The organism is Streptomyces sp. NPDC058758, assembly GCF_042746075.1.
GTDB lineage: Bacteria > Actinomycetota > Actinomycetes > Streptomycetales > Streptomycetaceae > Streptomyces.
Window position 1 is genome coordinate 97,057 of record NZ_JBHYPS010000002.1, and the last position, 23,642, is coordinate 120,698.

A 23,642-nucleotide genomic window follows, 5' to 3' on the forward strand; every position below is an offset into this window, starting at 1 on the left:
TCGTCCACCATGCCTTCAACACGTGGTTATGCGGTGCTTGCACACAGTGGACATGTCTTGTGATGCTATGACCGCTTTTGATGGATGAATTGATCGTTTGTACGTAGTCGGCCCCACAGCCGGCTACACCAGCCAAAGGGGTGGCGTGAACGTGCCGGCCAGTACAGCGCCTCAGGTCCCGCCCCAGCACGAGGGAGCCGGAGCCGCGGACACCCCCCGCCCCCGGAGCAGTCGCGGCGCCGACACCCGGGCGCTCACCCAGGTGCTCTTCGGGCAGCTCAAGGACCTGGAGCCGGGAAGCCCCGAACACGACCGGGTGCGCGGGGCCCTGATCGAGGCCAACCTGCCGCTCGTGCGGTACGCGGCGGCCCGCTTCCGCTCGCGCAACGAGCCGATGGAGGACGTCGTCCAGGTCGGCACGATCGGCCTGATCAACGCGATCGACCGCTTCGACCCGGAGCGCGGCGTGCAGTTCCCGACCTTCGCCATGCCCACCGTGGTCGGCGAGATCAAGCGCTACTTCCGGGACAACGTCCGCACCGTGCACGTGCCGCGCCGGCTGCACGAGCTGTGGGTACAGGTGAACGGCGCCACCGAGGACCTGACGACGGCCCACGGCCGCTCCCCCACCACCGCCGAGATCGCCGAGCGGCTGCGGATCGGCGAGGACGAGGTGCTCGCCTGCATCGAGGCCGGACGGTCGTACCACGCCACCTCCCTGGAGGCGGCCCAGGAGGGCGACGGGCTGCCCGGGCTGCTCGACCGGCTCGGCTACGAGGACCCGGCGCTGGCCGGCGTCGAGCACCGCGACCTGGTCCGGCACCTGCTCGTCCAGCTCCCCGAGCGGGAGCAGCGGATCCTGATGCTGCGCTACTACAGCAACCTGACCCAGTCTCAGATCAGCCAGGAGCTCGGGGTCTCGCAGATGCACGTGTCAAGGCTCCTCGCCCGGAGCTTCGCCCGGCTGAGGTCCGCAAACAGGATCGAGGCGTAACCGGAACGGGTAGACCGGTTCGGAGCGGTCCGACGCCGGCTCACATGCCGTACACCCCTTGTTTCCTGCGGATATGCACCCACTCCTTGTCGACAAGTCACTACAGCGTGTTGCCGACATGTGACATTCTGCTGGGGACGCGTTTGCCGCAGCCCCACGGCCGGTATTCAGGTGGAAGCTGCGTTCCTCCGATGGTCGCGGCCCACCGCGACCGTCCGCGACCTCTAGGGGGTGGCATGTCCGCAGATCAGGGCAGCTCGAAGGTGCTCACGCTCACGCCCGTTCCGGTCCTCGTGTCCGAGCCCGTGCCCACGCAGACGACGGCGCCGACCGCCGCCGAGAGCGGGGCGCTGCCGGCCCCGCCGCCGCCCGCCGTCGCCCCGGAGGCGCTCGACACCCGCACCCTCTCCCGGTCCCTGTTCCTGAGGCTGCGCGCGCTCGACACCGAGGGCGCCGCGGCCGACAGCCCGGAGCGGACCTACGTACGCGACACCCTGATCGAGCTGAACCTGCCGCTCGTGCGGTACGCGGCGGCCCGCTTCCGCTCGCGCAACGAGCCGATGGAGGACATCGTCCAGGTCGGCACCATCGGGCTGATCAAGGCGATCGACCGCTTCGACTGCGAACGGGGCGTGGAGTTCCCGACGTTCGCGATGCCGACGGTCGTCGGCGAGATCAAGCGCTTCTTCCGCGACACCTCGTGGTCGGTGCGGGTGCCGCGCCGGCTCCAGGAGCTGCGGCTCGCCCTCACCAAGGCCAGCGACGAGCTCGCCCAGAAGCTCGACCGCTCGCCGACCGTGCCCGAACTCGCCGCCGTGCTCGGGGTGTCGGAGGACGACGTCGTCGACGGCCTCGCGGTGGGCAACGCGTACACCGCCTCCTCGCTCGACTCGCCCTCCCCGGAGGACGACGGCGGCGAGGGCTCCCTCGCGGACCGCCTCGGCTACGAGGACACGGCCCTGGAGGGCGTCGAGTACCGCGAGTCCCTGAAGCCGCTGCTCGCCAAACTCCCGCCCCGGGAGCGGCAGATCATCATGCTGCGCTTCTTCGCGAACATGACCCAGTCGCAGATCGGCGAGGAGGTCGGCATCTCGCAGATGCACGTCTCGCGGCTGCTCACCCGTACGCTCGCCCAGCTCCGCGAGGGCCTGATCTCCGACTGACGTCCGGCCGGATCGCGGTCGACTTCCCGGAAACCGCCCCTTGTTGACGTGCCGTCAGCCACACTGGGGCGCATGAGGCGCAGGAAGCAGCCGGTACTCGTGGCGGTGGCGCTCTGCCTCGGCGGAGCGCTCACCGCGTGCGGAGGCGGAGGAGACGGCGAGGGGTTCACGGCGGTCGGCGCCGGTCCCTCGCCCGGCGGCGCGGTCGCCCCCTCGGGCGCGGTCACCCTGGTTCCGCTGGAGAGCCCCACGGCGAGCGGCACCACCTCCAGCACCTCCTCCCCGCCCCCGGTCGCCCCGCAGTCCCCGCGACCGCCGGGCGCGTCCCCCTCGCCCTCCGCCGGTACGGGGACGGGCGCGGACTCCGGCTCCGGCTCCGGCGCGCAGCCCGGTTCCGGTACGCGGACGGGCGCGGCTTCCGGCGCCGGCCCGGGCTCCTCCGGCTCCGGTACGGGGCCCGGCGGCGGTTCCGGAGGGCGTACGGAGCCGGGGGCGCCGCCCGGGGGGTCCTCCGGCGGCGGCGCGTCGTCCGGCGCGACCACGGCGCCGCCCCGCACCACCGCCCCCGCACCCCGGCCCACCACCACGGCACCGCGGCCGTCCTCGCCGGCTCCCGCGCCCGGCCCGGCCGTGCTCACGGTCTCCGCGCCCGTCACCGCGGACGGCGACACCCGCTGGTGCGAGCGGGTCACGGTGACCTTCCGGAACACCGGCGGCTCCCCCGTGACCTCCGGCACCGCGACCTTCGCCACCCACGTCATCGGCGCGCTCGGCCTCGACTGGGGCACGGTCACCACCACCCAGCCGCTGCCGGCCCCGATCGCCGCCGGGGCGGCGCGGAAGCAGACGTACACGGTGTGCGTGGAGTCCTGGCGGGTGCCGCTCGGCATGCGCGTCGACACCCGCGAGGTGACCGCTAGCTGGCGGTGAGCCCGTACCGCACCCCCGTCAGCTCCTCGGAGAGGTCCCAGAGGCGGCGGCCCGTCTCCGGGTCGGCCGCGGCGGCCGAGGGCTTCACCCGGACCGGGGAGCCGCGGAGTTCGCCGGGGCCGTCCGGGCCGATGAAGTCGCCGCCGGCCGCCTCCGGGGCGGTCGCCGCGTACAGCTGGGGCAGGGCTCCGCGCTCCGGGCGCTGGGCGAGGAGCGGGTTGCCGATCCGGCTGTAGAAGAAGCGGGTGAAGCCGGTGACGTCACGGGTCTGGAGGCCGGTCGCGGTGTAGCCGGGGTGGGCGAGGACGCTGCGGACCGGGCGGCCGGCGGCGGAGAGCCGGCGGTGCAGCTCGTGGCCGAAGACGGCGTTGGCGAGCTTCGAGCGGCTGTAGAAGGCCATCGGGGCGTAGCCGCGCTCGCCCGTGAGGGCGGCGGGGTCGCCGAGGCGGAGGTCGCCCTGCCGGTGCATCAGCGAGCTGACCGTGACGACCCGGCCGCCGTCCGGCAACCGGTCGAGGAGCAGGCCGGTGAGGGCGAAGTGGCCGAGGTGGTTGGCGGCGAACTGCAGCTCGTGGCCCTGGGCGCTGAGCGTGCGGGGCGGGCCCATCACGCCCGCGTTGTTGACGAGGACGTCCAGCCGCGGGTGGTCGGCGCGCACCGCCTCGGCGAAGGCGCGCACCGAGTCGAGGTCGGCGAGGTCGATCCGGCGGACGGTCAGGAGGTCCGGGGCGATGCCCTCGGCGGTGAGGGCGGCGACGGTCCGGTGGCCCTTCGCCTCGTCCCGTACGGCCAGGACCACCCGGCCGCCCCGCCGGGCGAGGGCGCGGGTGGTCGCGAGGCCGAGGCCGCCGGTGGCTCCGGTGACGACGTGGACCCGGCCGGTGAGGTCGGGGATGGCGTCGGCGGTCCAGTGCTGGGTGCGCGTACGACTCATACGACACACACTGCCGCTCGTGTCACTTAGTGTCAAACATGTCGATGGATGTCATCGATGCCACCGCGTTAGCATCGGCACGTGAGCACCGCACCCGAGCCCGCCGCGCCCGAGCCCGCGCCCGCCGCGACCGGCCCCACGTCCGCCGCGCCCGGGTCCGGGCCGGCCGCACCCGGGTCCGCCCCCCGCGCCATGACGCTCGCCCAGCGCAAGCGGGAGCTGGTCGCGACCGAGCTGACCGAGACCGCGCTCCAGCTCTTCGCGCACGAGGGCTTCGAGGCGGTGACGGTCGACGAGATCGCGACCGCCGCCGGCGTCTCCAAGCGGACCTTCTTCCGGTACTTCGCGTCCAAGGAGGACGTCGTCGTCCAGTTCCTGGCCGGGATGGGCACCGACATGCGGACGGAGCTGGCCGCCCGGCCGGCCGGCGAGCCGCCCTCGGCCGCGCTGCTGCACGCCGTCTCCGTGCCGCTCGCCGCCTGCGGCGACCACGCCGAGCGGGTCCTTCCCGTCGTCCGGCTGATCCTGCGGACGCCCGCGCTGCTCGCCCGCTTCCTGGAGCACGAGGCCGGCTGGCGCGAGGAGCTGGCCGGGGAGCTGGCCGTCCGGCTCGGGCTCGACCCGGCGGACTCGCTCTACCCCCGGCTCGCGGCGGGCATGGCGCTCACCGCCTTCGACACGGTGCTGCGGCGCTGGAGCGAGGACGCCGGGGACGCGGCTGGGGCCGGGGCCGGGGACGCCGACCCGCTCGTCCTGATCGTGCGCGCCTTCACCCAGCTGGCCCCGGCCCTGGACGCCGAATAACCGGACGACCGGGATGACCGGGACGACCGGGATGACCGGGACGACCGGGACGACCGGGACGACCTGCGGGGATCGTCTCCCCTCACGGCGGGGGCTCCCCCGTCGGGGCATGGAAAAGGGGCCGGATCCGTCGGGATCCGGCCCCTTCCGGGAACGGGGGATCAGAAGGCGGCGAGCCAGACGACTCCCGCCACGACCACGATCGCGGCGATCACGCCGGCGATGACGCCGAGGCGCGGGCCGCCCGAGGCGGCGGCCGCCTGCTGCGGCTGACGCTGCGGGGTGCCCTCGTCGACGAAGGCGCGGAACATCTGGGTGCTGCCGGCGGGGTCGTAGCCCTCGGGGCCCTGGGCGCCCTGGCCGTACGGTGCTTGCGGATTGTGTGCCATGGGCCAGGACCCTAGCGAAACCGGGGGGAGGGGCCCAAGCTCCGGGTCCCGGCCTCCTCCAGGCCTCCCCCTCGCCTCCCCTTTGCCGATTCTTTAGCGCCGTTTGACCGATTTAGTTTGCCTGGAGCAACCATCCATCTCTATGGTTGCCCTAAGCAACAAGTTGGAAGGGGTCCTCGTGGAACCGAGCAACCGCTACGAGGACCTGGCACGCGCCATCAGCGCGTTCGGCGCCGTGAAGCGCGGGATCGCCCGCGTCCTGCCGGGCGACTGCCAGGGCGGCGCCGCCGCCGTGCTCGCCCTGCTCAAGCACCACGGCGACATGCGGACGAGCCGGCTGGCCGAGCTCATGGCCGTGGACATGTCGGTGTGCAGCCGCCACGTGGCGCACGCCGTCTCCCGCGGCTGGGTCGAGCGACTGCCCGACCCCGACGACGGCCGCTCCCGCATCCTGCGGCTGAGCCCCGACGGCTTCACGATGCTCACCGAACTCGACCGCCGGGTGACCGAATCCTTCACCCACCACCTCGCGGAGTGGTCCGACGACGACGTCGCACTGCTCACCACCCTGCTCGCCCGACTCCGCGACTCCTTCGGGGACTGCCGGGCCACCCACGCCTGAACTCGCCCGCACTCGCTTGAAACCAGAGGAACCCCACTTCATGGCTACGACCACACCCGACACCGGTGTGCGGAGCGCCCCGGCCGGAACCGGAGACTCCGCCGCTCCGATGACGCACCGTCAGATCATGGAGGCGCTCTCCGGGCTGCTGCTCGGCATGTTCGTCGCCATCCTGTCCTCGACGATCGTCTCCAACGCCCTCCCCCAGATCATCACCGACCTGGAGGGCGGCCAGTCCGCCTACACCTGGGTCGTCACCGCGACCCTGCTGTCGATGACCGCCACCACCCCGCTCTGGGGCAAGCTGGCCGACCTCTTCTCCAAGAAGCTGCTCATCCAGATAGCCCTGACGATCTACGTCGCGGGCTCGATCGTCGCCGGCCTCTCCCAGTCCACCGGCATGCTCATCGCCTGCCGCGTGGTCCAGGGCATCGGCGTCGGCGGTCTCACCGCCCTCTCCCAGATCATCCTCGCCGCGATGATCGCCCCCCGTGAGCGCGGCCGGTACAGCGGCTACCTCGGCGCGGTCTTCGCCGTCGCCACCGTCGGCGGCCCGCTGCTCGGCGGCGTCATCACCGACACCGAGTGGCTCGGCTGGCGCTGGTGCTTCTACGTCGGCGTGCCCTTCGCGATCATCGCCCTGATCGTCCTCCAGAAGACCCTCAAGCTCCCCGTCGTGAAGCGCGAGGTCAAGGTCGACTGGGCCGGCGCCTTCTTCATCAGCGCCGCCGTCTCCCTGCTGCTCGTCTGGGTCACCTTCGCCGGTGACAAGTACGACTGGATGTCCTGGCAGACGGCCGCCATGGTCGGCGGTTCGGTCCTGCTCGGCGCGGTCTTCGTGCTCGTCGAGTCCAAGGCCTCCGAGCCGATCATCCCGCTGCGCCTCTTCCGCAACCGGACCATCACGCTGGCCTCGCTCGCCTCGCTCTTCGTCGGCGTCGCGATGTTCGCCGGCACGGTCTTCTTCAGCCAGTACTTCCAGCTGGCCCGCAACGAGTCGCCGACCATGTCCGGCGTCCTCACCATCCCGATGATCGCCGGCCTCTTCGTCTCCTCGACGGCCTCCGGCCTGATCATCACCAAGACCGGCCGCTGGAAGGCCTGGCTGATCAGCGGCGGCGCGCTCGCCACCGCGGGCCTCGGCCTCCTCGGCACCCTGCGGTACGACACCCCGTACTGGCACATCGCCCTCTTCATGGCGGTCCTCGGCCTGGGCATCGGCATGATGATGCAGAACCTGGTGCTCTGCACGCAGAACCAGGTGGCCCCCGCCGACCTCGGCGCCGCCTCCTCCGTCGTCACCTTCTTCCGCTCCCTCGGCGGCGCGATCGGCGTCTCGGCGCTCGGCGCGGTCATGGCCCACCGGGTCACCGACTACGTCAAGGAGGGCATGGCGGAGCTCGGCCCGAAGGCCGCGGCGGCCATGGGCCAGGGCGGCCCCGGCGGTGCCATCCCCGACATGGACAAGCTGCCCGCCCCGATCCGCACGGTGATGGAGAGCGCGTACGGCCACGGCGTCGGCGACGTCTTCCTCTACGCGGCGCCCTTCGCGCTGCTCGCCTTCCTGGTGACGCTCTTCATCAAGGAGGTCGCGCTGAAGAGCAACACCGTCACGGCGGAGGACGCCTAGAAAGACTCCCGGCCGCGCTTCGAGCGGAGGCGCGGCCGGGGCACGAACGGAGCGGCGGGCAGGGGACGGCCCGCCGCTCCGTCACGTTCCGGGGGCCTCCCGGGCGACCATCGCCTCGATCCCGGCGATCATGAGGTCCAGGGCGAAGGCGAAGTCGCGGTCCCAGATGTCGCTGACCGAGCCGTGCGAGGCCCGCTCCTCCAGGAGGTCCGCCATCGGCTCCAGCGTCTCCATGAAGGCGGGATCGTCCCGGAACGCCTTGATCGACTGGCCGTAGAAGTCGTCCGCGTCCATCCCGGCCTCGACCGCGCGCCGCGCGAACTGCGCCTCGATGGTCCCGTAGCCGTACACGAACTGGAAGACCGCCGACATCGCGCTCGGCTGCCGGCCGGTCGGCAGCCCGGTGTCCCGGATCGTCTCCTGGATCTTCCCCCCGACGGCGATCGCGTGCGGCCCGATGTTCAGGTACTGGCCCGCGCACGGCGACATCCACGGGTGGCGGACGAGCATCCCGCGGTACTGGAGGGCGAGCGTCCTCAGCCGCTCGCGCCAGTCGGCCCCGGCGGCGACCGCGTCCAGGTCGATCTCGGCGTACACGGTGTCGATCGCGTACTCGATGATGTCGTCCTTGGTGTCCACGTACCAGTACAGGGACATCGCGGTGACGCCGAGCTCGGCCGCGAGCCGGCGCATCGACAGCTTGCCGAGGCCGTCCCGGTCGAGCATGCGGACGGAGGCCGCCACGATCCGCTCGCGGTCGAGCCCGGTCGGACCGCCGCCGGTGCGGGCGGCCCTCTGCTCCAGCCAGACGCTGGAGCCCGCCGGGTTCTTCTGCCGGTCCGCGGCCTTGACCATGCGGTTCCTCCGTCCGTCGGTGCTCGTGCCCATGCTAGGCAGCGGCGACCGGCTCGGCTGCCGCGGACTGCTCCACCCGCTCCGCCCGCTTCAGCAGGAAGGCGGCGAGCAGGCCGCCCACGAGGACGGCGACCGCGCCGACCAGCTGGCTGGTCTGGAGCCCGGAGGCGAAGGCGTCGGAGATCCGCGCCCGCTCGGCCTCGTCGCCGGCCGCCGCGAGGGCCGCGGGGAGCGAGGCCGCGGTGACGGTGACGAGGGCGGCGAAGCGGGCGTTGAGGACGGCGCCGAGGACGGCGACGCCGAGGCCGTTGCCGAACTCGGCGAGGGTGCCGTTGACGCCCGCGCCGACGCCCGCCTTCTCCGGCGGGATCGCGCTCATGATCGCGTTGGCCATGGCCGGGTTGGAGACCGCGAGGCCGGTCCCCATGAGGACCAGGCCGAGCAGCATGCCCCAGTACGTGCCCTCCGAACCGCCGCCGATCAGGGCGATGGAGGCGAGGCCGGCCGCGACCAGCGTCATGCCCACCGTCACGGTCGGCGGGGTGCCGAGCTTCATCACGATCCGCGGGCCGATGCCGCTGAGGTTGAGGAGGACCACGGTCAGCGCCAGCGGCGCCATCCGCAGCCCCGCCTCCAGCGGCTCGTAGCCGAGCACGAACTGGAGGTGCTGGGTGAGCAGGAACATCGAGCCGCCCATCCCGAACATCACGAGGATCGCGCCGGCGACCGCGCCCACGAACTTCTGGTTGCGGAAGAAGTGCATGTCGAGCATCGGGTACGGGGTCCGCAGCTCCCACAGCGCGAACGCGGCGAGCACCGCGACGCCGATCGCGGCCGGGACCAGCACCTCGGTGGAGGTCCAGCCGTGCTCGGGACCGGTGATGATCGCGTACACGGCGGCGGTCATGCCGACGGTGGAGAGCAGCGCGCCCATCAGGTCGGGGCGGTCGCCCTGCGGGTTCTTCGACTCGGGGACCAGCTTGAGGACGGCGACCAGGCCGATGACGGCCACCGGGATGTTGATGAGGAAGATCATCCCCCACCAGAAGTGGTCGAGGATCGCGCCGCCGATCAGCGGTCCGGCGGCGAAGCCGAGCGAGCTGACGGTGGCCCAGAGGGCGATGGCCTTCACGCGCTCGGAGTCGTCGAAGATCTGCATGACGACGGCGAGCGTGGTGGTCATCAGGAGCGCACCGCCGACGCCCATGCCCGCGCGGGCGGCGATCAGCTGCCCGGTGGAGCCGGCCAGACCCGCGGCGAGCGAGCCGAGGCCGAAGAGCGCGAGGCCGACGGCGAGCAGCTTCTTGCGGCCGTAGCGGTCGGCGGCGTTGCCGGCGGAGAGGAGGAGGCCGGACTGGACGAGCGAGTAGGCGTTGATCATCCACTGGATGTCGCTGGTGGAGGCGTGCAGCTCGGTGGTCAGCGAGGGGATGGCGACGCTGAGGATGGTGTTGTCGAGCAGCACGGTGAGCTGGGCGAGACAGATGACGCCGAGGATCAGCCAGCGCTGCGGGTGGCCGCCGGTGGCCCCGGCCGGGGGAGTGGCCGCGGGGGTGGCCGTCATGGAAACTCCTTATACGGTGTACGAGAAACAGGGCTCGTACACCGTAGAGGAGGTCTCGTACGCTGTATAGGGGTTTTATTTCGGGGCGGTCAGGTCGTAGAAGGTGGCGTTGCCGACGGTGACGGCGGTGAAGTTCTCCTCGACCCAGCCGCTGATCCCGGAGCCGCCGCCCATGCCCCCGCCTCCGATGAAGTAGTGGATCCTCCCCTCGGCGACGTACCGCTGGAACTGGGCGAGGGTCGGGGACGGGTCGCTGCCGTTGAAGCCGCCGATCGCCATCACCGGCTTCTCGGTGGCGAGCTGGTAACCGGCCGCGTTCTGCGCGCCGATCGCGGCGGCGGCCCAGGTGTACGCGTCGGCGTCCTGGAGCAGCTTCGCCCTGGCCTCCGCCCCGACACTGGCGCCGTTGAGGAGCCCGCCCATGCCGCCGCCCCCGCCCATGCCGCCGCGCTCACCGAAGCCGGGCATCTGCCCACCCGTCGGGGGCTGACCCTGTGCCTGGCCCTGTGCCTGGCCCCGGCCGCCGCCCGGGAAGCCGCCCGGGAAGCCGTTCGGGGGCTGCATGCCGTTGGGCGGTTGCACACCTCCGGCTCCGTCACCGCCGTCCGTACGCTGCCCGGCGCCGTCCGTACGCTGCCCGGTGCCGTCCGCGCGCGGACCCCCGCCGGGGAAGCCGCCGCCGGGGCCTCGGCCGCCGAAGCCGGCGCCCGCGGGGCCCGCCGTGACGATGGAGCCCTGGTGGCCGGTGGAGAGCGTCTCCAGGGTGTACGCGAACGGGCCCGCGAGTCCCGCCGCCAGACCGAGGCCCGCCGCGGCGAGGCCCAGGCGACGGTCGGCTCGGCCCGCGACGAGCAGGCCGAGCGCGGCCACCGCCCCCGTCACCAGCACGGTCCAGCGCAGCCAGGGGAGGTGGTCCGGCGTCCGGCCGAGCAGCGTCCAGCCCCACCAGGCGGTCACCCCGGCCGCGAGCGCGAGCGCCGCCGAGGCGGCGAAGCCCGTCCGCTCCTCCCACAGCACCGCCGCGCCCATGCCGATCAGGGCGGCGAGGTACGGCGCCAGCGCCACCGTGTAGTACTCGTGGAAGATGCCGGCCATGAAGCTGAAGACGCCCAGCGTCATCAGCAGCGCCCCGCCCCACACCAGGAACGCGGCCCGGGCCGTGTCCGTGCGCGGCGCCCGCCGGGTGACGACGAGTCCGGCCAGGAGCAGGAGCAGCGCGGCCGGGAGCAGCCAGGAGATCTGGCCGCCGATGGAGTCGTTGAACATGCGGAGCGGACCGGTCTCGCCCCAGCCGCCGCCCTGTCCCCCGCCGCGGCCTCCGCCGCCGACGCTGCCGACCTCGTTGCCGTTGATCCGGCCGAGGCCGTTGTAGCCGAAGGTCAGCTCAAGGAAGCTGTTGTTCTGCGAGCCGCCGACGTACGGGCGCGAGGCCGCCGGCCAGAGCTCGACGAGCGCCACCCACCAGCCGCCGGAGACGACCAGCGCCAGCCCGGCGAGGCCCAGCTGCCCGAGCCGCTTCAGCGGCCGGGCCGGGGCGCACACCGCGTACACGAGCGCGAGCGGCGGCAGGATCAGGAAGGCCTGGAGCGTCTTCGTCAGGAACGCGAAGCCGAACGCGACCCCGGCCGCGACCAGCCACTTCGTACCGCCCTCGGCCCGCTCCAGGGCCCGCAGCACGGCGTACACGGCCACGGTCATGAGCAGCGCGAGCAGCGCGTCCGGGTTGTTGAAGCGGAACATCAGCGCGGCGACCGGGGTCAGCGCGAGCACCGTGCCCGCGATCAGACCCGCGCCGGCGCCGAAGCGGCGGCGGACGGCCGCGTACAGCACGGCGACCGTGGCCACGCCCATCAGCACCTCCGGCACGAGGATCTGCCAGGAGCCGAGGCCGAAGAGGCGGACGGAGAGCGCCATCGGCCAGAGCGCGGCCGGCGGCTTGTCGACGGTGATGGCGTTGGCCGCGTCGAGCGAGCCGAAGAAGAAGGCCTTCCAGCTTTCGCCGCCGGCCTGGACGGCCGCCGAGTAGAAGGAGTTGGCGTAGCCGGAGGCGCTCAGGTTCCAGAGGTAGAGCGCGGTGGTGGCGGCGAGCAGGCCGAGGAGGGCCGGGCGCACCCAGGGGGCGTCGCCGGGGCGGCCGCGCCACAGCCGGGCGAGCCGTCCGGGGGCCCGGGGGCCCGCGTGCGCCGCCGGGAGCGCGGGGGGAGTCGTCGCGGTCATCGGTCGGCCCCCGTGGGGTGTCGGCGCTCCGGGAAGACCCAGAGCCGGAAGAGCAGGAAGCGCAGGACGGTCGCGGCGAGGTTGGCGACGACGAGCACGGCGAGTTCGGTGGAGTGCGCCGGATCGCCGGTGGCCGCGCCGAGCGCGGCGAGCGAGCCGCTGGTCAGGGCGAGGCCGATGGCGAAGACCACGAGCCCCTGCGCCTGGTGGCGGACGGCCCGGTCGCGGCCGCGGACGCCGAAGGTGAGCCGGCGGTTGGCGGCCGTGTTGGCGACGGCGGAGACGAGGAGGGCGGCGGCGTTGGCGAGCTGGGCGCCGGCGCCGAGCCGGAAGAGGGAGTAGAGGGCGAGGTAGAAGAGCGTGGAGAGCACGCCGACCACGCAGAAGCCGACCAGCTGGCGGGCGAGTCCGCCGGGGACGCCGGAGAGGTCGCGGTCGCGCGGGTCGTCGCCGAAGGGCCGGGCGAGCCGGTCCAGCGGCAGCGAACCGGTCGCGAGCGCCCGCCCGACCCGCCACACGCCCTTCAGGTCGTCGGTGGCGGTCCTCACGAGGTGCACGGTCGAGTCGGGGTCGTCGACCCAGTCGACCGGCACCTCGTGGATCCGCAGCCCGGCCCGCTCGGCGAGCACGAGCATCTCGGTGTCGAAGAACCAGCCGGTGTCCTCGACCATCGGCAGCAGCCGCTCGGCGACGTCGCGCCGGATCGCCTTGAAGCCGCACTGGGCGTCGGAGAAGCGGGCGGCGAGCGAGCCGCGCAGGATCAGGTTGTACGCCCGCGAGATGAACTCCCGCTTGGGCCCGCGCACCACCCGCGAGGAGCGGGCCAGCCGGGAGCCGATGGCCAGGTCGGAGTGGCCGGAGATCAGCGGGGCGACGAGCGGGAGCAGCGCGTTGAGGTCGGTGGACAGGTCCACGTCCATGTAGGCGAGGACGGGGGCGTCGGAAGCCGACCACACGGTCCGCAGCGCCCGGCCGCGCCCCTTCTGTTCGAGGCGGACCGACCGCACCTCGGGCACCTCCGCGGCGAGGGCGGCGGCGATGCCGGGCGTGGCGTCGGTGGAGGCGTTGTCGGCGACGGTGACGCGGAAGCCGTACGGGAAGGTGCGCTTCAGGTGCGCGTGGAGCCGGCGGACGCACGGCTCCAGGTCCTTCTCCTCGTTGTAGACGGGGATCACCACGTCCAGAACGGGCCGTCCCGCTTCGCTCGCCGGCAGGTGCTCCCGGGCGGGGAGGGTGCCGGGGGCCTGCGTCGCGGGCCCCGCGAGGGTGTGGGTTCGCATGTCCACGACCCTCGCCGGGCCCGCTGTCACGGCTGTGTGATCAGCCTGTGCTCCGCCTGTGAGTGCGCGCCCACGGGGTTCTTCTCCGCCGGCAGGACCACCGAGAAGACGGTCCGTCCGGGGACGGAGTCGACGGTCACCTCGCCGCCGTGGGCGACGACGACGGCCCGCACGATGGCGAGGCCGAGCCCGGTGGAACCGGCCTGCCGGGAGCGGGAGGCGTCGCCGCGGGCGAAGCGCTCGAAGACGGTGGGCAGCAGCCCGGGCGGGATGCCGGGCCCGTCGTCCCGCACCTCGACGACGACGTCCGTGCCCTCGGCCCGAACCCCCGCGGTGACGGTGGTCCCGGGCGGGGTGTGGGTGCGGGCGTTGGCGAGCAGGTTGAGCAGCACCTGGTGGAGCCGGGCGGCGTCGCCGCGGACGGCCTGCGCCCCGGTCTCCCCGGGCAGTTCGAGGCGCCAGTGGTGGTCGGGCCCGGCGGCGCGGGCGTCGCCGACGGCGTCCACGACCAGGGGGACGAGGTCGGTCTCCTCGTACGAGAGGGGGCGTCCGGCGTCGAGCCGGGCGAGCAGCAGGAGGTCGTCGACCAGACCGGTCATGCGGGTGGCCTCGGACTCGATCCGGCCGAGCGCGTGCCGGGTGTCGGGCCCGCACTCCTCCCGGCCGCGCCGGGTGAGTTCGGCGTAGCCGCGGATGGAGGCGAGCGGGGTGCGCAGTTCGTGGCTGGCGTCGGCGACGAACTGCCGGACCCGGGTCTCGCTCTGCTGGCGGGCGTCGAGGGCCGCGTGGACGTGGTCGAGCATCCGGTTGAGCGCGGCGCCGACCTGCCCGACCTCGGTCCGCGGATCGGCCTCGGCCTCCGGGACGCGCTGGTGGAGCGCGACCTCGCCGCTGTGCAGCGGCAGCCGGGCGACCTGGGAGGCGGTGGCGGCGACCCGGCGCAGCGGCCGCAGCGCGATCCGCACGAGCACCGTCCCGGCGAGCGAGGCGGCGGCGAGAGAGGCGCCGGTGAGGCTGAGTTCGACGAGGACGAGGGTGGAGAGGGCGTTCTCGACCTCGGTGAGCGGGATGCCGGTGAGGAAGGCGCCGTGGACGCCCTCGGCGTACACGACCCGGTACGGGCCCGGCCCGCCGGGCAGCTCGACCGTGTGCGCGCGGCCGTCGCGGGGCACGTCGGCGAGCGCGGCCTCCTGCGCGGCGTCCAGCTTCTCGACCGGGAAGCGGGGTCCGTCGCCGGTGCCGCTGCCGGGGACCTCCGTCGAGTACCCCGCCTCGGTGACCTCCCCGCCGTCCACGACGGCGCCGAGGGTCCCTATCGGGGAGCCCGGCGTGCCGAGGAAGGCGAGGGGTTCACGGCCCCGGCCCGGGTCAGGACCGAAAGGCACGGCCGGCGGCCCGGAGGCCCGCTGGGCGAGCGCCGTCAGCTGTTCGTCGGCCCGGTCGTAGAGGTAGGAGCGGTACGCGATGGTGGTGACGGTGCCGATGACGGCCGCGACGACCGCGATCAGCGCGACGGCGGAGACCACCAGCCGCGTCCGCAGCGACCAGGGCCGCCGGGTGCGGCTCCGGAGGCGGAGGCGCATGGGGGTCTACTCCCCCGGCTTGATGAGGTAACCGGCCCCCCGCCGGGTGTGGATCATCGGCGAGCGCCCGGCGTCGATCTTCCGGCGCAGGTAGGAGATGTACAGCTCGACGACGTTGGCCTGGCCGCCGAAGTCGTACGACCAGACCCGGTCGAGGATCTGCGCCTTGCTGAGCACCCGGCGCGGGTTGCGCATGAGGTAACGCAGCAGCTCGAACTCGGTCGCGGTGAGGTGGATCGAGTCGCCGCCCCGGGTGACCTCGTGGCTGTCCTCGTCGAGGGTGAGGTCGCCGACCGTGAGCACGGACTCGCTGCGGGCCTGCGCGGCCCCGGAGCGCCGGATCAGGCCGCGCAGCCGGGCGACGACCTCCTCCAGGCTGAACGGCTTGGTGACGTAGTCGTCGCCGCCGGCGGTGAGTCCCGCGATCCGGTCCTCGACGGCGTCCTTCGCCGTCAGGAAGAGGACCGGCACCTCGGGCAGCTCGCGCCGGATCGAGCCGAGCAGGCTGAGCCCGTCGACGTCCGGGAGCATGATGTCCAGGATGACGACGTCGGGCCGGAACTCGCGGACGGCCCGCAGCGCGCCGGCGCCGTCGCCGGCGCTGCGGACCTGCCAGCCCTCGTAGCGCAGGGCCATCGAGAGCAGTTCGGAGAGGGACGCCTCGTCGTCCACGACGAGGACGCGGACGGCGGTGCCGTCGGCACGGAGCAGATCGGCGCGGGTGCCGCGGCGGGCTGAAGTGCTGCGAGTGGTGACGGTCATGGCTCCACGCTCGCCGCCGCCGCTGAGATCACTCTTTCGCTTTCCTGTGAATTCCCTGAGAAAGCCACGTCCCCTCCGGGGGAGGGTTTCACGTGAAACCCTCCCCCGGAGGGGACCGGTCAGGGTTTCACGTGAAACATCGCGGCCCCGTTGTCGTGGAGGACCGCCCGGAGCCAGTCGTCGCCGAGCCCGAGCCGTTCGAGGGCGTGGAGCTGGTGGACGTACGGGTACGGGATGTTCGGGAAGTCGGAGCCGAGCAGGACCCGGTCCTGGAGGCCGGCCAGCCGCTTGAGCGCGTCGGGCGGGAAGGGCGCGAGCCGCTCGCTGAAGTCGGTGAACGCCATGGTGGTGTCCAGCCGCACGCCCTCGTACCGCTCCGCGAGCCCGAGGAAGTCCTCGTACTCCGGCATGCCCATGTGGGCGACGACCAGCCGCAGCCGCGGGTACCGGGCCATCAGCGCCCCGACCGGGCCCGGCCCGGTGAAGGCCCCGGGCGCGGGCCCGGAGCCGCAGTGGATGACGACCGGCGTCTCCCGCTCGGCCAGCAGCCCCCACACCTCGTCGAGCAGCGGGTCGTTCGGGTCGAAGCCGCCGACCTGGAGGTGCACCTTGAAGACCCGGGCCCCGGCGTCGAGGGCCTGCCGCACGTAGCCGGCGGCCTCCGGCTCGGGGAAGAGGGTCGCGGTGTGCAGACAGCCGGGCGTCCGCGCGGCGAAGTCCGCGGCCCAGGCGTTGAGCCAGGCGCCCATGCCGGGCTTGTGCGGGTAGAGCATCGAGGTGAAGGCGAGCACCCCGAAGCCGCGCAGCAGCTCGACGCGCCGGTCCTCCTCCTCGCGGTAGGTGATGGGCCAGGGCTGTCCGGTCAGCGGCCCGACGGCGTCGAAGTACGCCCACACCTTGTCGAGGACGTTCTTCGGCATGAAGTGGGTGTGCACGTCGACGAGTCCGGGCAGTCCGAGCCGCGCGGTCAGCTCCCGGACCGGCCCCGTCTCCCGAGCGGTCTCCGCCTCCCGGCCGGCCTCCACCGCCTCACGGCCCGCCTCCGACGCCCGGGCGGTCTCCGCCCCTCGGGCGCCGGTGGCCTCACTCCCGCTCAAAGCCGTAACTCCGCTCGACCTTCCCGACGTGGACGCTGTACGCCTCGTACCAGTGCTCCCGCCCGTGCTTCTTCGCCGCCGCGTGCGCGGTGTCCAGGCGCCAGGCGTCGAGCGCCTCCAGGTCACGGAAGTAGGCCACGGTGATGCCGATGCCACCGGGCGTGCGGGCGGACTCGTAGCCGAGGAAACCGGGCACGCCGGCGACCCGTTCGCGCAGCTCGGCGGCGGTCTCGGCGTAGCCCTCGGGGGCGTCGGGCCGCAGGGAGGTGAACACGGCGGTGTAGTAGGGCGGTTCGAGCCCGCCGATCGGCTTCTGCGTCATGCGGCCACCCTCGCCGGGCGGACCGGGCGCTGTCCACGGCCGCCGGTCAAAGGGATCCAAGACTTTACGATCAGAACAGACCGTCCTGGCCGGCGCTCTCCCGGTGGGGCGCGCGCCCCACCGGCACGCTCCAGGCGTCGCCCTCCCCGCCCCGCTCCAGCCCCCACCCGCCGAGCAGCCGGCCGTCGAGCACGAGGTGGCGCCCGCCGGGGTCGAGCAGGTGCAGGTCGGGCCCGGCGGCGGCGAGCACCCGCCCGGTGACGGTCCCGCCGTCCACGAGTTCGGTGACCGTCCCGTCGAGCGCGGGCAGCCCACCGAGGCCGAAGGCCTCCCCGTGGTCGTGCGCGGCGAACGGCAGCACGTCCAGCGTCTCGCCCCAGCCCCCGACGCCCAGCGCCCGCCCGTACAGCTCCTCGATCTCCGCGGCCCGGGCTCCGGCGTCGGGGAGGGCGACCCGCAGCGCCCGCTTCCGGTCGTACGGCACCCGGTCGGGCACGCCGAGGGCCTGCCGCAGCACCTCCTCCGTCCGCCGGGCGGCCATCAGCGGTCCGCGCCCGAGCCAGCAGAAGGCGACGGCGCCCTGTTCCAGGAGGCGGGCGGGCCCCCGGTGCTCCCCGGTGATGCCGGCCTTGACGGTGCCGGGCCCGAACCAGGCGAGGTACACGCGGTAGGGCCGGGGGTCGTCGGCGAAGGTGTCGGCGGCCACGGAGCGGGCCCGGTCGAGCCGGGCGCACTCGGGGCAGAGCCCGCCGGTGGACCGGCCGGGCACGGCGGCGGCGAGGGGGCAGCCGTGCCCCCGCGCCCCCGCGCAGACCCGTCCCCCCACGGCCCGGAAGACGAGTCCCCGTCCGTACGCGACGGGGCTCGTCCGCCCGCCCCACCACCGCAGCACGGCCGATTCCCCGCGCCACCCGACGCCGCCACTCCGCCACACGGCCGGTCACCTCCCACGTCCCGTCCCGCCGTTCCCATCCTCTCCCTCAGGGCAGGACGTAGATCCGGGTGCCGTCCGGGCAGGGGTCTCCGACCTCGCGCATGCAGCCCCGCTCGATGAGCAGCCGGACGCAGTCGCGGACCCGTTCGCCGGAGATGCCGGTGCGGCGGGTGACGTCCTGGGGCCGGCAGCGGATCCCGCCGCGGACGAGGGCGGGGGCGAGGAAGCTGGCGACGGCCCGCACGTCGCCGCTGATCTCCCAGGACTCGACGAGTTCCTGCGCGCTGAGCCGGGGCGGACCCTCGGTGCCCCGCTGCCGGGGGACGGCGAAGGAGCGCTCAAGGGAGTCGGCGACCCTTGAGAGGCTGTGCCGCGTCTCGCGCAGCAGCTCCGCGTAGCCGGCGAGGTCGGCGGCGCCCTCGTCGAACCGTCCTTCCAGCCGGACGAGCACGTCGACGAGTTCGGGCGGCAGCACGGACCCGTCGTGCGCCGGAGCCGGTTCGAGGCCGTAGCCGCCGTGCCGCTGCACCTCGGCCACCAGCTCGCCCACCCAGGCCCTGAACGGCCCGGCCTCGGGCGAGCGGCAGGCGGTGACGAGCTGCACGAGTCCGGGGAGGCTCACCATGCGCGCGGTGCCGCGGATGCCGCTGCGCGCGAGTATGTCCGGGCTCGGGGCCAGCTCGCGGGCCGGCGCCAGGCACCAGGCGGGCAGCGCCACGCTCCGCAGCGCCTCGCGCGGCCCCGCGTACCCCAGCCGCCGGGCCACGTCCACGACGGGGAACCAGTGCGCCCCGTCGAGGGCGGTCAGCCGCCTCAGCCGGCCCCCCGCGGCGGCCCGTACGAAGTCATCGATGTCGATCGCGTCCAACGATGATCACCTCCACCCGCACGCTAGGCCGAAGGCATATTCAACTGACATGCAAATCAGATGGGTTCACCCGAAAGGGGAAGGCCCCGGGTAAACCCGGGGCCTCCGTACGAGTCTCGCCGCGCGTCAGCGGGCGACGAACTGCGTGAGGATCGCCTGCACCTCGTAGATGTCCACGCCCTTGGTGAAGGTCTTGGTGACGGGCAGCTGCTGGCCCGAGATCCAGATCTTCAGCTCGGCGTCGAGGTCGAAGGTGCCGGCCGTCTCGACGGCGAAGTGCGTGATGCTCCGGTACGGGATCGAGTGGTACTCGACCTTCTTGCCGGTGATGCCCTGCTTGTCGACCAGCACGAGCCGCCGGTCCGTGAAGAAGATGACGTCGCGGATCAGCAGGTACGCGGCGTGCACCTGCTCCCCCTGCCCGAGCAGCCGCGCGTAGTCCTGCTGCGCCTGCGCCGGATCGATCGCGTGCGCGTTCCCGAAGAGCGCCATGCCCTTACCCCCCACTTTTCAGACAAAAAATACGATCACCCGAACCTAACCCCACCCACCCCACTCCTGGCAACGCCCCCGGGCCCCTCCACCTCCCCTCCCTCCGCCCCGCCCGCGGACGCCCCGGTGGACCGAAAGAAGCACACCGCAGCCACCCAGGCAGTGCCCCATCACCGCCGCAGCCGCCGAACGACCCACTGCGGTGAGGAGAAGCGCGCGCTTCGAGCCACCCGAGTTGCTCACCTGCCGACAGGACCACTAGCTTCCCCAAATATGACAGCGCATCAAAAACGCGCCAGCAAAAGGGAGATGAAGTCTTGAGCCTCACCAAGTCCTTGAAGCCGGTGACCACCGGGCTGCCCGTCGACCTCCGGGTGATCCGCAAGGGGGTCATGGCGAACGGCGTCATCGACTGCGAGAACCTGCTGGCCATCGTCAACGACCCCCAGGAGGTCGAGGACGCCGCCAAGCGCGCCCAGAAGGCCGGGCAGCCGGTCTCCGAGTACGCCCGCACGCGCGCCGAGATCCAGCGGCTCCTCGGCACCGCCGGCAGCAAGAAGGCCAAGAACGTGGGCGAGTACGCCGACTACATCGCGGCCGGTCTGCGAGGGGACTTCGACGATGCCTGGTCACTGCCGCAGATCACCCTGTGGTCGCCGCGTCCGCTCGTCATCTCCGAGGAGGGCTCGGCGGCACTGCCGATCAAGGACGGTCTGTACGTCCTCGACAGCGAGACCCAGGTGACCGCCTGGCACCGGATCAAGAAGAACCCGGTCGCCTACGGCCTGGAGGAGGACTTCGACTTCGGCGCGACCCCGCTGTCGTTCGAGGTGTTCCACGGCATCGGCACCATGGCGGCCCGCCAGATCTTCCACGACCGCAACCTGAAGGGCGTCCCGGTCGACAAGTCCCTGGCCATGTCCATGGACGGGCGCGACTTCGGCACCACGGTCACGCGCAAGCTGATGGAGTCGCTGAAGGTGCCGTTCGAGGAGTCCGTGGTTCCGCTGTCCCGGCTGATCCTCACCGGGAAGCGCCAGGTGTCGGACAAGGCACCGGAGTGGATGACGATGTCGGTCCTGCGGACCCTCGTCTCCACCGCCATGCTCGGCAAGGCCGGTATCCACGCCGCGTCGACCGGCATCGAGCACGAGGACATCCCCGCCGACGAGAACGGCGACCGTCCGGACAGGCTCGTCGTCCAGCGCGAGGTCATGGAGGCGGTCGGCGCGTTCCTCCAGGAGAACGCCGCGCTCTTCCACGCGAAGACCGCGGTCACCGCCCCCGCCGTCGTGGCCGGCCTCGGCGCGACCCTGAACCGCACCATGTCCTGGAGCACTGCCCCCCTGCCCGAGGGCCTCTCCCTGGAGCGCCTGCTGGACGGCATCCAGTGGGAGCGCGAGGCGAAGTACTGGAGCGGCATCGCGGCCAAGGTGACCGACCGGGGAGCCGTCTCCTGGGCGGGCGGCGCCCGCGACTCCGGCCACAAGGTCTACGACGCGCTGAACCACCCGGAGAGCGACACGGGCAAGCGGATCCGCGGACGCTTCTGATCCCGGCGGCGCGGGACGACGCAAGAGGCTCGGACTCTCGTCCGGGCCTCTTGTCTGTGTGCACTCGGCAGGATTCGAACCTGCAGCCTTTTGATCCGTAGGCGCGTGCCATGTCTCGCGCCCCGGGATCACGCCTGCCGATTCACGCCGTTCGGCAGGCACTTTCTCGATTGCCCGCCCATGGACGTTTGCCGTTGGGCGTGAACGTTGGTGTCAGCAACTGCTGTCAGGACCCGCCGAGCCGAGGAACTCCACTTCCTTCACCAAGGATCTTCAGGCTGGTCGATTCGGAGGGGGATGGCCCTGTGAGGTTGACCAGCCTTTGATCTGCCTACGACGGCAGCGACGAGGCGTGGGAGGGACCGCTGTCAGCCGAACAGGTTGTATGAGCCCGACGCGTAGAGGGTCGTGCTGACGCGGGCCAGGCGGAACGGGACGTCGCGCCCGCCCGTGCCGGAGAAGTAGTACGTCCTCTTGGTGGCGGACTCGTAGGCGAGGAGGTCGTTCTTGCCGTCGCCGTCGTAGTCCCCGGAGCCGACGAGCTCGCCGTAGCGGCCGAAGCCGCCGCCGATGAGGCTGCGCTTGGTGAAGGTGCCGTCGCCCTTGCCGAGGTACATCCACAGCACGCCGTCCTTGTCGCGGGCGAGCAGGTCTCCCGCGCCCGCGCCCGCGATGTTGCCGGGGGCGGTGAGCTGGTTGTAGACGCCCCAGCCGGAGCCGATCCGCTTGCGGGTCTCGAAGGGCTTGGTGGTGCTGCCGGTGGCCTTGTAGAGCCACAGGACGCCGGTCTTGTCGGCGGCGAGGAGGTCCGGGCGGCCGTCGCCGGTGAAGTCGGAGCCGCCGGTGAGCTTGTCGTAGGTCTGCCAGCCGCCGCCGACCTGGACGCGGCGGGCGAACCCGCCGAGCCCGTTGCCCTGGTAGAGCCAGAGGACGCCCGCCTTGTCACGGGCGACGATGTCCGCGTGGGACGAGCCCGCGAGGTCGCCGGTGGCCTCGATCCGGTCGTAGATCTGCCAGCCGCCGCCGATCTGGGTCTTCGGAACGTCGACCTCGCTGCTGTACCGGCTGTCGCGGAAGCCGGTGTCCGACCAGAGGACGCCGGAGGCGTCCCGGGCCAGCAGGTCGGGGGCGCCGTCGTCGTCGAAGTCGTGGGGCTTCGCCGAGCGGGTGACGGTGAAGGAGCCGGACCTCTTCAGGGCCGGGCCGACGCCGGTCCACGGCTCGGCGATCATCTCCCAGGTGTACGCGCCGTTGTAGGCCATGCGGGTATGGGGTTCGCCGAACCTGTTCCCGTCGCCGAGCGTTCCCGACCACGCCGGGCCGAAGGGGAAACCCTCGCTGTAGTCGCTGTCCCAGCCGCCGGGCTCGTCGTAGCCGTCCATGACCCAGTCGTAGGTCCTGCCGGTGCGGACGTGCCGCAGCTGCACCGTGACCTTCGTGTCCCAGTGGTTCAGGTACCAGTCGAACGAGACGGTCGAAGCGTCGTCCAGGTTCACCGTGCCGGTGGGCACCCCGGCGGGCTTCATCTCGGCGGTCTCCGTCGGCGAGCCGCTGGCCGCGACGAAGGTGGCGCCCGGCTTGCCGTCCGCGCCGGCGGTGACGCGGTAGGCGCCGTCACCGGTCCCGAGCCGGCCGCCGCCGGCCAGCATGCCGCCGCTGGTGTCCGGGACCAGCTCCTCGAAGCGGTCGAGCAGGGTGACCGGCGCGGCGGTGGCGTCGGTGAGGCTCCGGGCGCGCAGGCCGGGGTAGGGCGTCGCCTCCTTCGCGAGCCGGGGGACCACGCCGTCGAGGAGCCAGTCGCCGACCAGGCCGATCACGGGCTGGGACTTCGCCGGGCCGAGCGCGACGGTCCTCCGGTCGGTCGTGCCCCGGGTGACCACGACCGCCTGGGCCGTGCCGGCCTCGTCGTTCTCCACCCAGGCGACCCGGGTGTCCGAGACGGCGAACGCCCCGGTGCCCGGGGTCCGGTAGGTCTCGGTGACCTTCCCCGCTTCGAGGTCCACGAGACCGTGGTACCGGGCGCCGTCGGCGCCCGTGAAGGTGACGACGCCGTGCTCGTCGGTGCCGGGCCGGACCTTGAAGTCCTCGGCGCCGGCGGGCAGTCCGGTGATCCGGCGCGTGCCCTGGGCGGTGTGGGCCGACAGGAAGGGGCCGGGCCCGGTGCCGTCGGTGGTGTCGAGGGTGAGGGTGGTGAAGACGTACGGTCCGGCGACGCCCACCGCCTGGGCGTCGTGCTCGGGCAGTCGGTAGCGGGCCCCGGTCGCCATGTCGACCACGTTCCTGGACAGCTCGTCGACGTACAGGTCGCCGCCGGCCACCATCAGGTAGGCCCCCAAGGAGCTGGTCGTGCCGTCCTTGTAGCTCGTCCAGGTGACTCTCCCCGGGTCGCCGAAGTAGGTGCTGAAGAACCCGGCGTGGCCACCCGCCTCGATGGCGTGGTTCACGGGCATCTGCGCGACGGCCTCCCGCGTCTCCGCGGCCGCGCTGGGTGCGGAGTCCGCGACGGCGGCGGGGACGGACAGGGCCCCGGCGCCGAGGGTGACGGCGAGGACGGTGGCGATGGCGGCGGCGGTACGACGCCGAGCTACACGCACAGCAAGCACGGACTCTCCAGACGAAGACGGGGCGGCCCACAAAGATCCGCGGACC

At 72.8% G+C, this 23,642-nt stretch carries 21 protein-coding genes; 7 read left to right on the plus strand and 14 right to left on the minus strand.

Annotation, left to right across the window (positions count from 1 at the left end):
* Nucleotides 1-151: 151 nt before the first annotated feature.
* The 3 genes from ACFW6A_RS03300 (at nt 152) to ACFW6A_RS03310 (ending at nt 3,087) form a co-directional block, all read left to right on the plus strand.
* Nucleotides 152-994 carry an RNA polymerase sigma factor SigF gene (locus ACFW6A_RS03300; protein ID WP_351842660.1) on the plus strand — a complete coding sequence of 281 codons (843 nt, stop codon included), beginning with the start codon at nt 152-154 and terminating at the stop codon, nt 992-994.
* 236 nt (nt 995-1,230) lie between these two features.
* Nucleotides 1,231-2,157, plus strand: a complete 927-nt coding sequence (locus tag ACFW6A_RS03305) for an RNA polymerase sigma factor SigF (RefSeq protein ID WP_386638396.1) — start codon at nt 1,231-1,233, stop codon at nt 2,155-2,157.
* Between the two features lie 72 nt (nt 2,158-2,229).
* On the plus strand, nt 2,230-3,087 hold the full coding sequence (locus tag ACFW6A_RS03310) for a hypothetical protein (protein ID WP_386638399.1): 858 nt from the start codon (nt 2,230-2,232) through the stop codon (nt 3,085-3,087).
* Here ACFW6A_RS03310 and ACFW6A_RS03315 read toward each other — a convergent pair.
* Complete coding sequence (locus tag ACFW6A_RS03315) at nt 3,074-4,021, minus strand: oxidoreductase (protein ID WP_386638402.1); 948 nt, start codon at nt 4,019-4,021, stop codon at nt 3,074-3,076. The genes ACFW6A_RS03310 and ACFW6A_RS03315 overlap by 14 nt on opposite strands.
* A gap of 192 nt (nt 4,022-4,213) precedes the next feature.
* Between ACFW6A_RS03315 and ACFW6A_RS03320 the strand changes: the two genes are divergently transcribed.
* Complete coding sequence (locus tag ACFW6A_RS03320; RefSeq protein ID WP_386638629.1) at nt 4,214-4,825, plus strand: TetR family transcriptional regulator; 612 nt, start codon at nt 4,214-4,216, stop codon at nt 4,823-4,825.
* Between the two features lie 161 nt (nt 4,826-4,986).
* Here ACFW6A_RS03320 and ACFW6A_RS03325 read toward each other — a convergent pair whose 3' ends face one another.
* Complete coding sequence (locus tag ACFW6A_RS03325) at nt 4,987-5,214, minus strand: hypothetical protein (RefSeq protein ID WP_351842668.1); 228 nt, start codon at nt 5,212-5,214, stop codon at nt 4,987-4,989.
* A gap of 178 nt (nt 5,215-5,392) precedes the next feature.
* Between ACFW6A_RS03325 and ACFW6A_RS03330 the strand changes: the two genes are divergently transcribed.
* Both ACFW6A_RS03330 and ACFW6A_RS03335 read left to right on the plus strand, forming a co-directional pair.
* Nucleotides 5,393-5,836 carry a MarR family winged helix-turn-helix transcriptional regulator gene (locus ACFW6A_RS03330; RefSeq protein WP_386638406.1) on the plus strand — a complete coding sequence of 148 codons (444 nt, stop codon included), beginning with the start codon at nt 5,393-5,395 and terminating at the stop codon, nt 5,834-5,836.
* A 40-nt stretch (nt 5,837-5,876) separates the two neighbouring features.
* Nucleotides 5,877-7,466, plus strand: coding sequence for an MDR family MFS transporter (locus ACFW6A_RS03335; protein WP_351842672.1), 1,590 nt, complete (start codon nt 5,877-5,879; stop codon nt 7,464-7,466).
* An 81-nt stretch (nt 7,467-7,547) separates the two neighbouring features.
* Here the strand turns inward: ACFW6A_RS03335 and ACFW6A_RS03340 are convergent, their stop codons facing one another.
* The 11 genes from ACFW6A_RS03340 to ACFW6A_RS03390 form a co-directional block, all read right to left on the minus strand.
* The gene (locus ACFW6A_RS03340; protein WP_351842850.1) at nt 7,548-8,321 is read right to left on the minus strand and encodes a TetR/AcrR family transcriptional regulator; all 774 of its coding nucleotides are present in this window, start codon (nt 8,319-8,321) and stop codon (nt 7,548-7,550) included.
* A gap of 34 nt (nt 8,322-8,355) precedes the next feature.
* Nucleotides 8,356-9,885, minus strand: a complete 1,530-nt coding sequence (locus ACFW6A_RS03345) for an MFS transporter (protein ID WP_386638409.1) — start codon at nt 9,883-9,885, stop codon at nt 8,356-8,358.
* 75 nt (nt 9,886-9,960) lie between these two features.
* Nucleotides 9,961-12,102, minus strand: coding sequence for an ArnT family glycosyltransferase (locus ACFW6A_RS03350; protein WP_386638412.1), 2,142 nt, complete (start codon nt 12,100-12,102; stop codon nt 9,961-9,963).
* Nucleotides 12,099-13,382 (minus strand): glycosyltransferase, encoded by a 1,284-nt coding sequence (locus tag ACFW6A_RS03355; RefSeq protein WP_386477741.1) that lies wholly within the window; start codon nt 13,380-13,382, stop codon nt 12,099-12,101. Before ACFW6A_RS03355 ends, ACFW6A_RS03350 begins: the two co-directional genes overlap by 4 nt.
* Nucleotides 13,383-13,408: 26 nt before the next feature.
* Nucleotides 13,409-14,965, minus strand: coding sequence for a sensor histidine kinase (locus tag ACFW6A_RS03360; RefSeq protein WP_386638415.1), 1,557 nt, complete (start codon nt 14,963-14,965; stop codon nt 13,409-13,411).
* Between the two features lie 6 nt (nt 14,966-14,971).
* Complete coding sequence (locus tag ACFW6A_RS03365) at nt 14,972-15,727, minus strand: response regulator transcription factor (RefSeq protein ID WP_351842682.1); 756 nt, start codon at nt 15,725-15,727, stop codon at nt 14,972-14,974.
* 119 nt (nt 15,728-15,846) lie between these two features.
* The gene (locus ACFW6A_RS03370; protein WP_386638632.1) at nt 15,847-16,752 is read right to left on the minus strand and encodes an amidohydrolase family protein; all 906 of its coding nucleotides are present in this window, start codon (nt 16,750-16,752) and stop codon (nt 15,847-15,849) included.
* Nucleotides 16,753-16,810: 58 nt separating this feature from the next.
* Nucleotides 16,811-17,146, minus strand: a complete 336-nt coding sequence (locus ACFW6A_RS03375) for an antibiotic biosynthesis monooxygenase (protein ID WP_351842684.1) — start codon at nt 17,144-17,146, stop codon at nt 16,811-16,813.
* A 70-nt stretch (nt 17,147-17,216) separates the two neighbouring features.
* Nucleotides 17,217-18,038 carry a DUF2797 domain-containing protein gene (locus tag ACFW6A_RS03380; RefSeq protein ID WP_386638418.1) on the minus strand — a complete coding sequence of 274 codons (822 nt, stop codon included), beginning with the start codon at nt 18,036-18,038 and terminating at the stop codon, nt 17,217-17,219.
* 88 nt (nt 18,039-18,126) lie between these two features.
* Complete coding sequence (locus ACFW6A_RS03385; protein ID WP_351842688.1) at nt 18,127-18,948, minus strand: BRO family protein; 822 nt, start codon at nt 18,946-18,948, stop codon at nt 18,127-18,129.
* 126 nt (nt 18,949-19,074) lie between these two features.
* Entirely contained in the window at nt 19,075-19,440 is a 366-nt protein-coding gene (locus tag ACFW6A_RS03390) for a PH domain-containing protein (protein WP_043224835.1), read from the minus strand.
* A gap of 317 nt (nt 19,441-19,757) precedes the next feature.
* Here ACFW6A_RS03390 and ACFW6A_RS03395 point away from each other — a divergent pair, with 317 nt between their 5' ends.
* Nucleotides 19,758-20,993 carry a DNA sulfur modification protein DndB gene (locus ACFW6A_RS03395; RefSeq protein ID WP_386477750.1) on the plus strand — a complete coding sequence of 412 codons (1,236 nt, stop codon included), beginning with the start codon at nt 19,758-19,760 and terminating at the stop codon, nt 20,991-20,993.
* Between the two features lie 368 nt (nt 20,994-21,361).
* Here ACFW6A_RS03395 and ACFW6A_RS03400 read toward each other — a convergent pair whose 3' ends face one another.
* Complete coding sequence (locus ACFW6A_RS03400; protein WP_386638421.1) at nt 21,362-23,596, minus strand: FG-GAP repeat domain-containing protein; 2,235 nt, start codon at nt 23,594-23,596, stop codon at nt 21,362-21,364.
* Between the last annotated feature and the right edge of the window lie 46 nt (nt 23,597-23,642).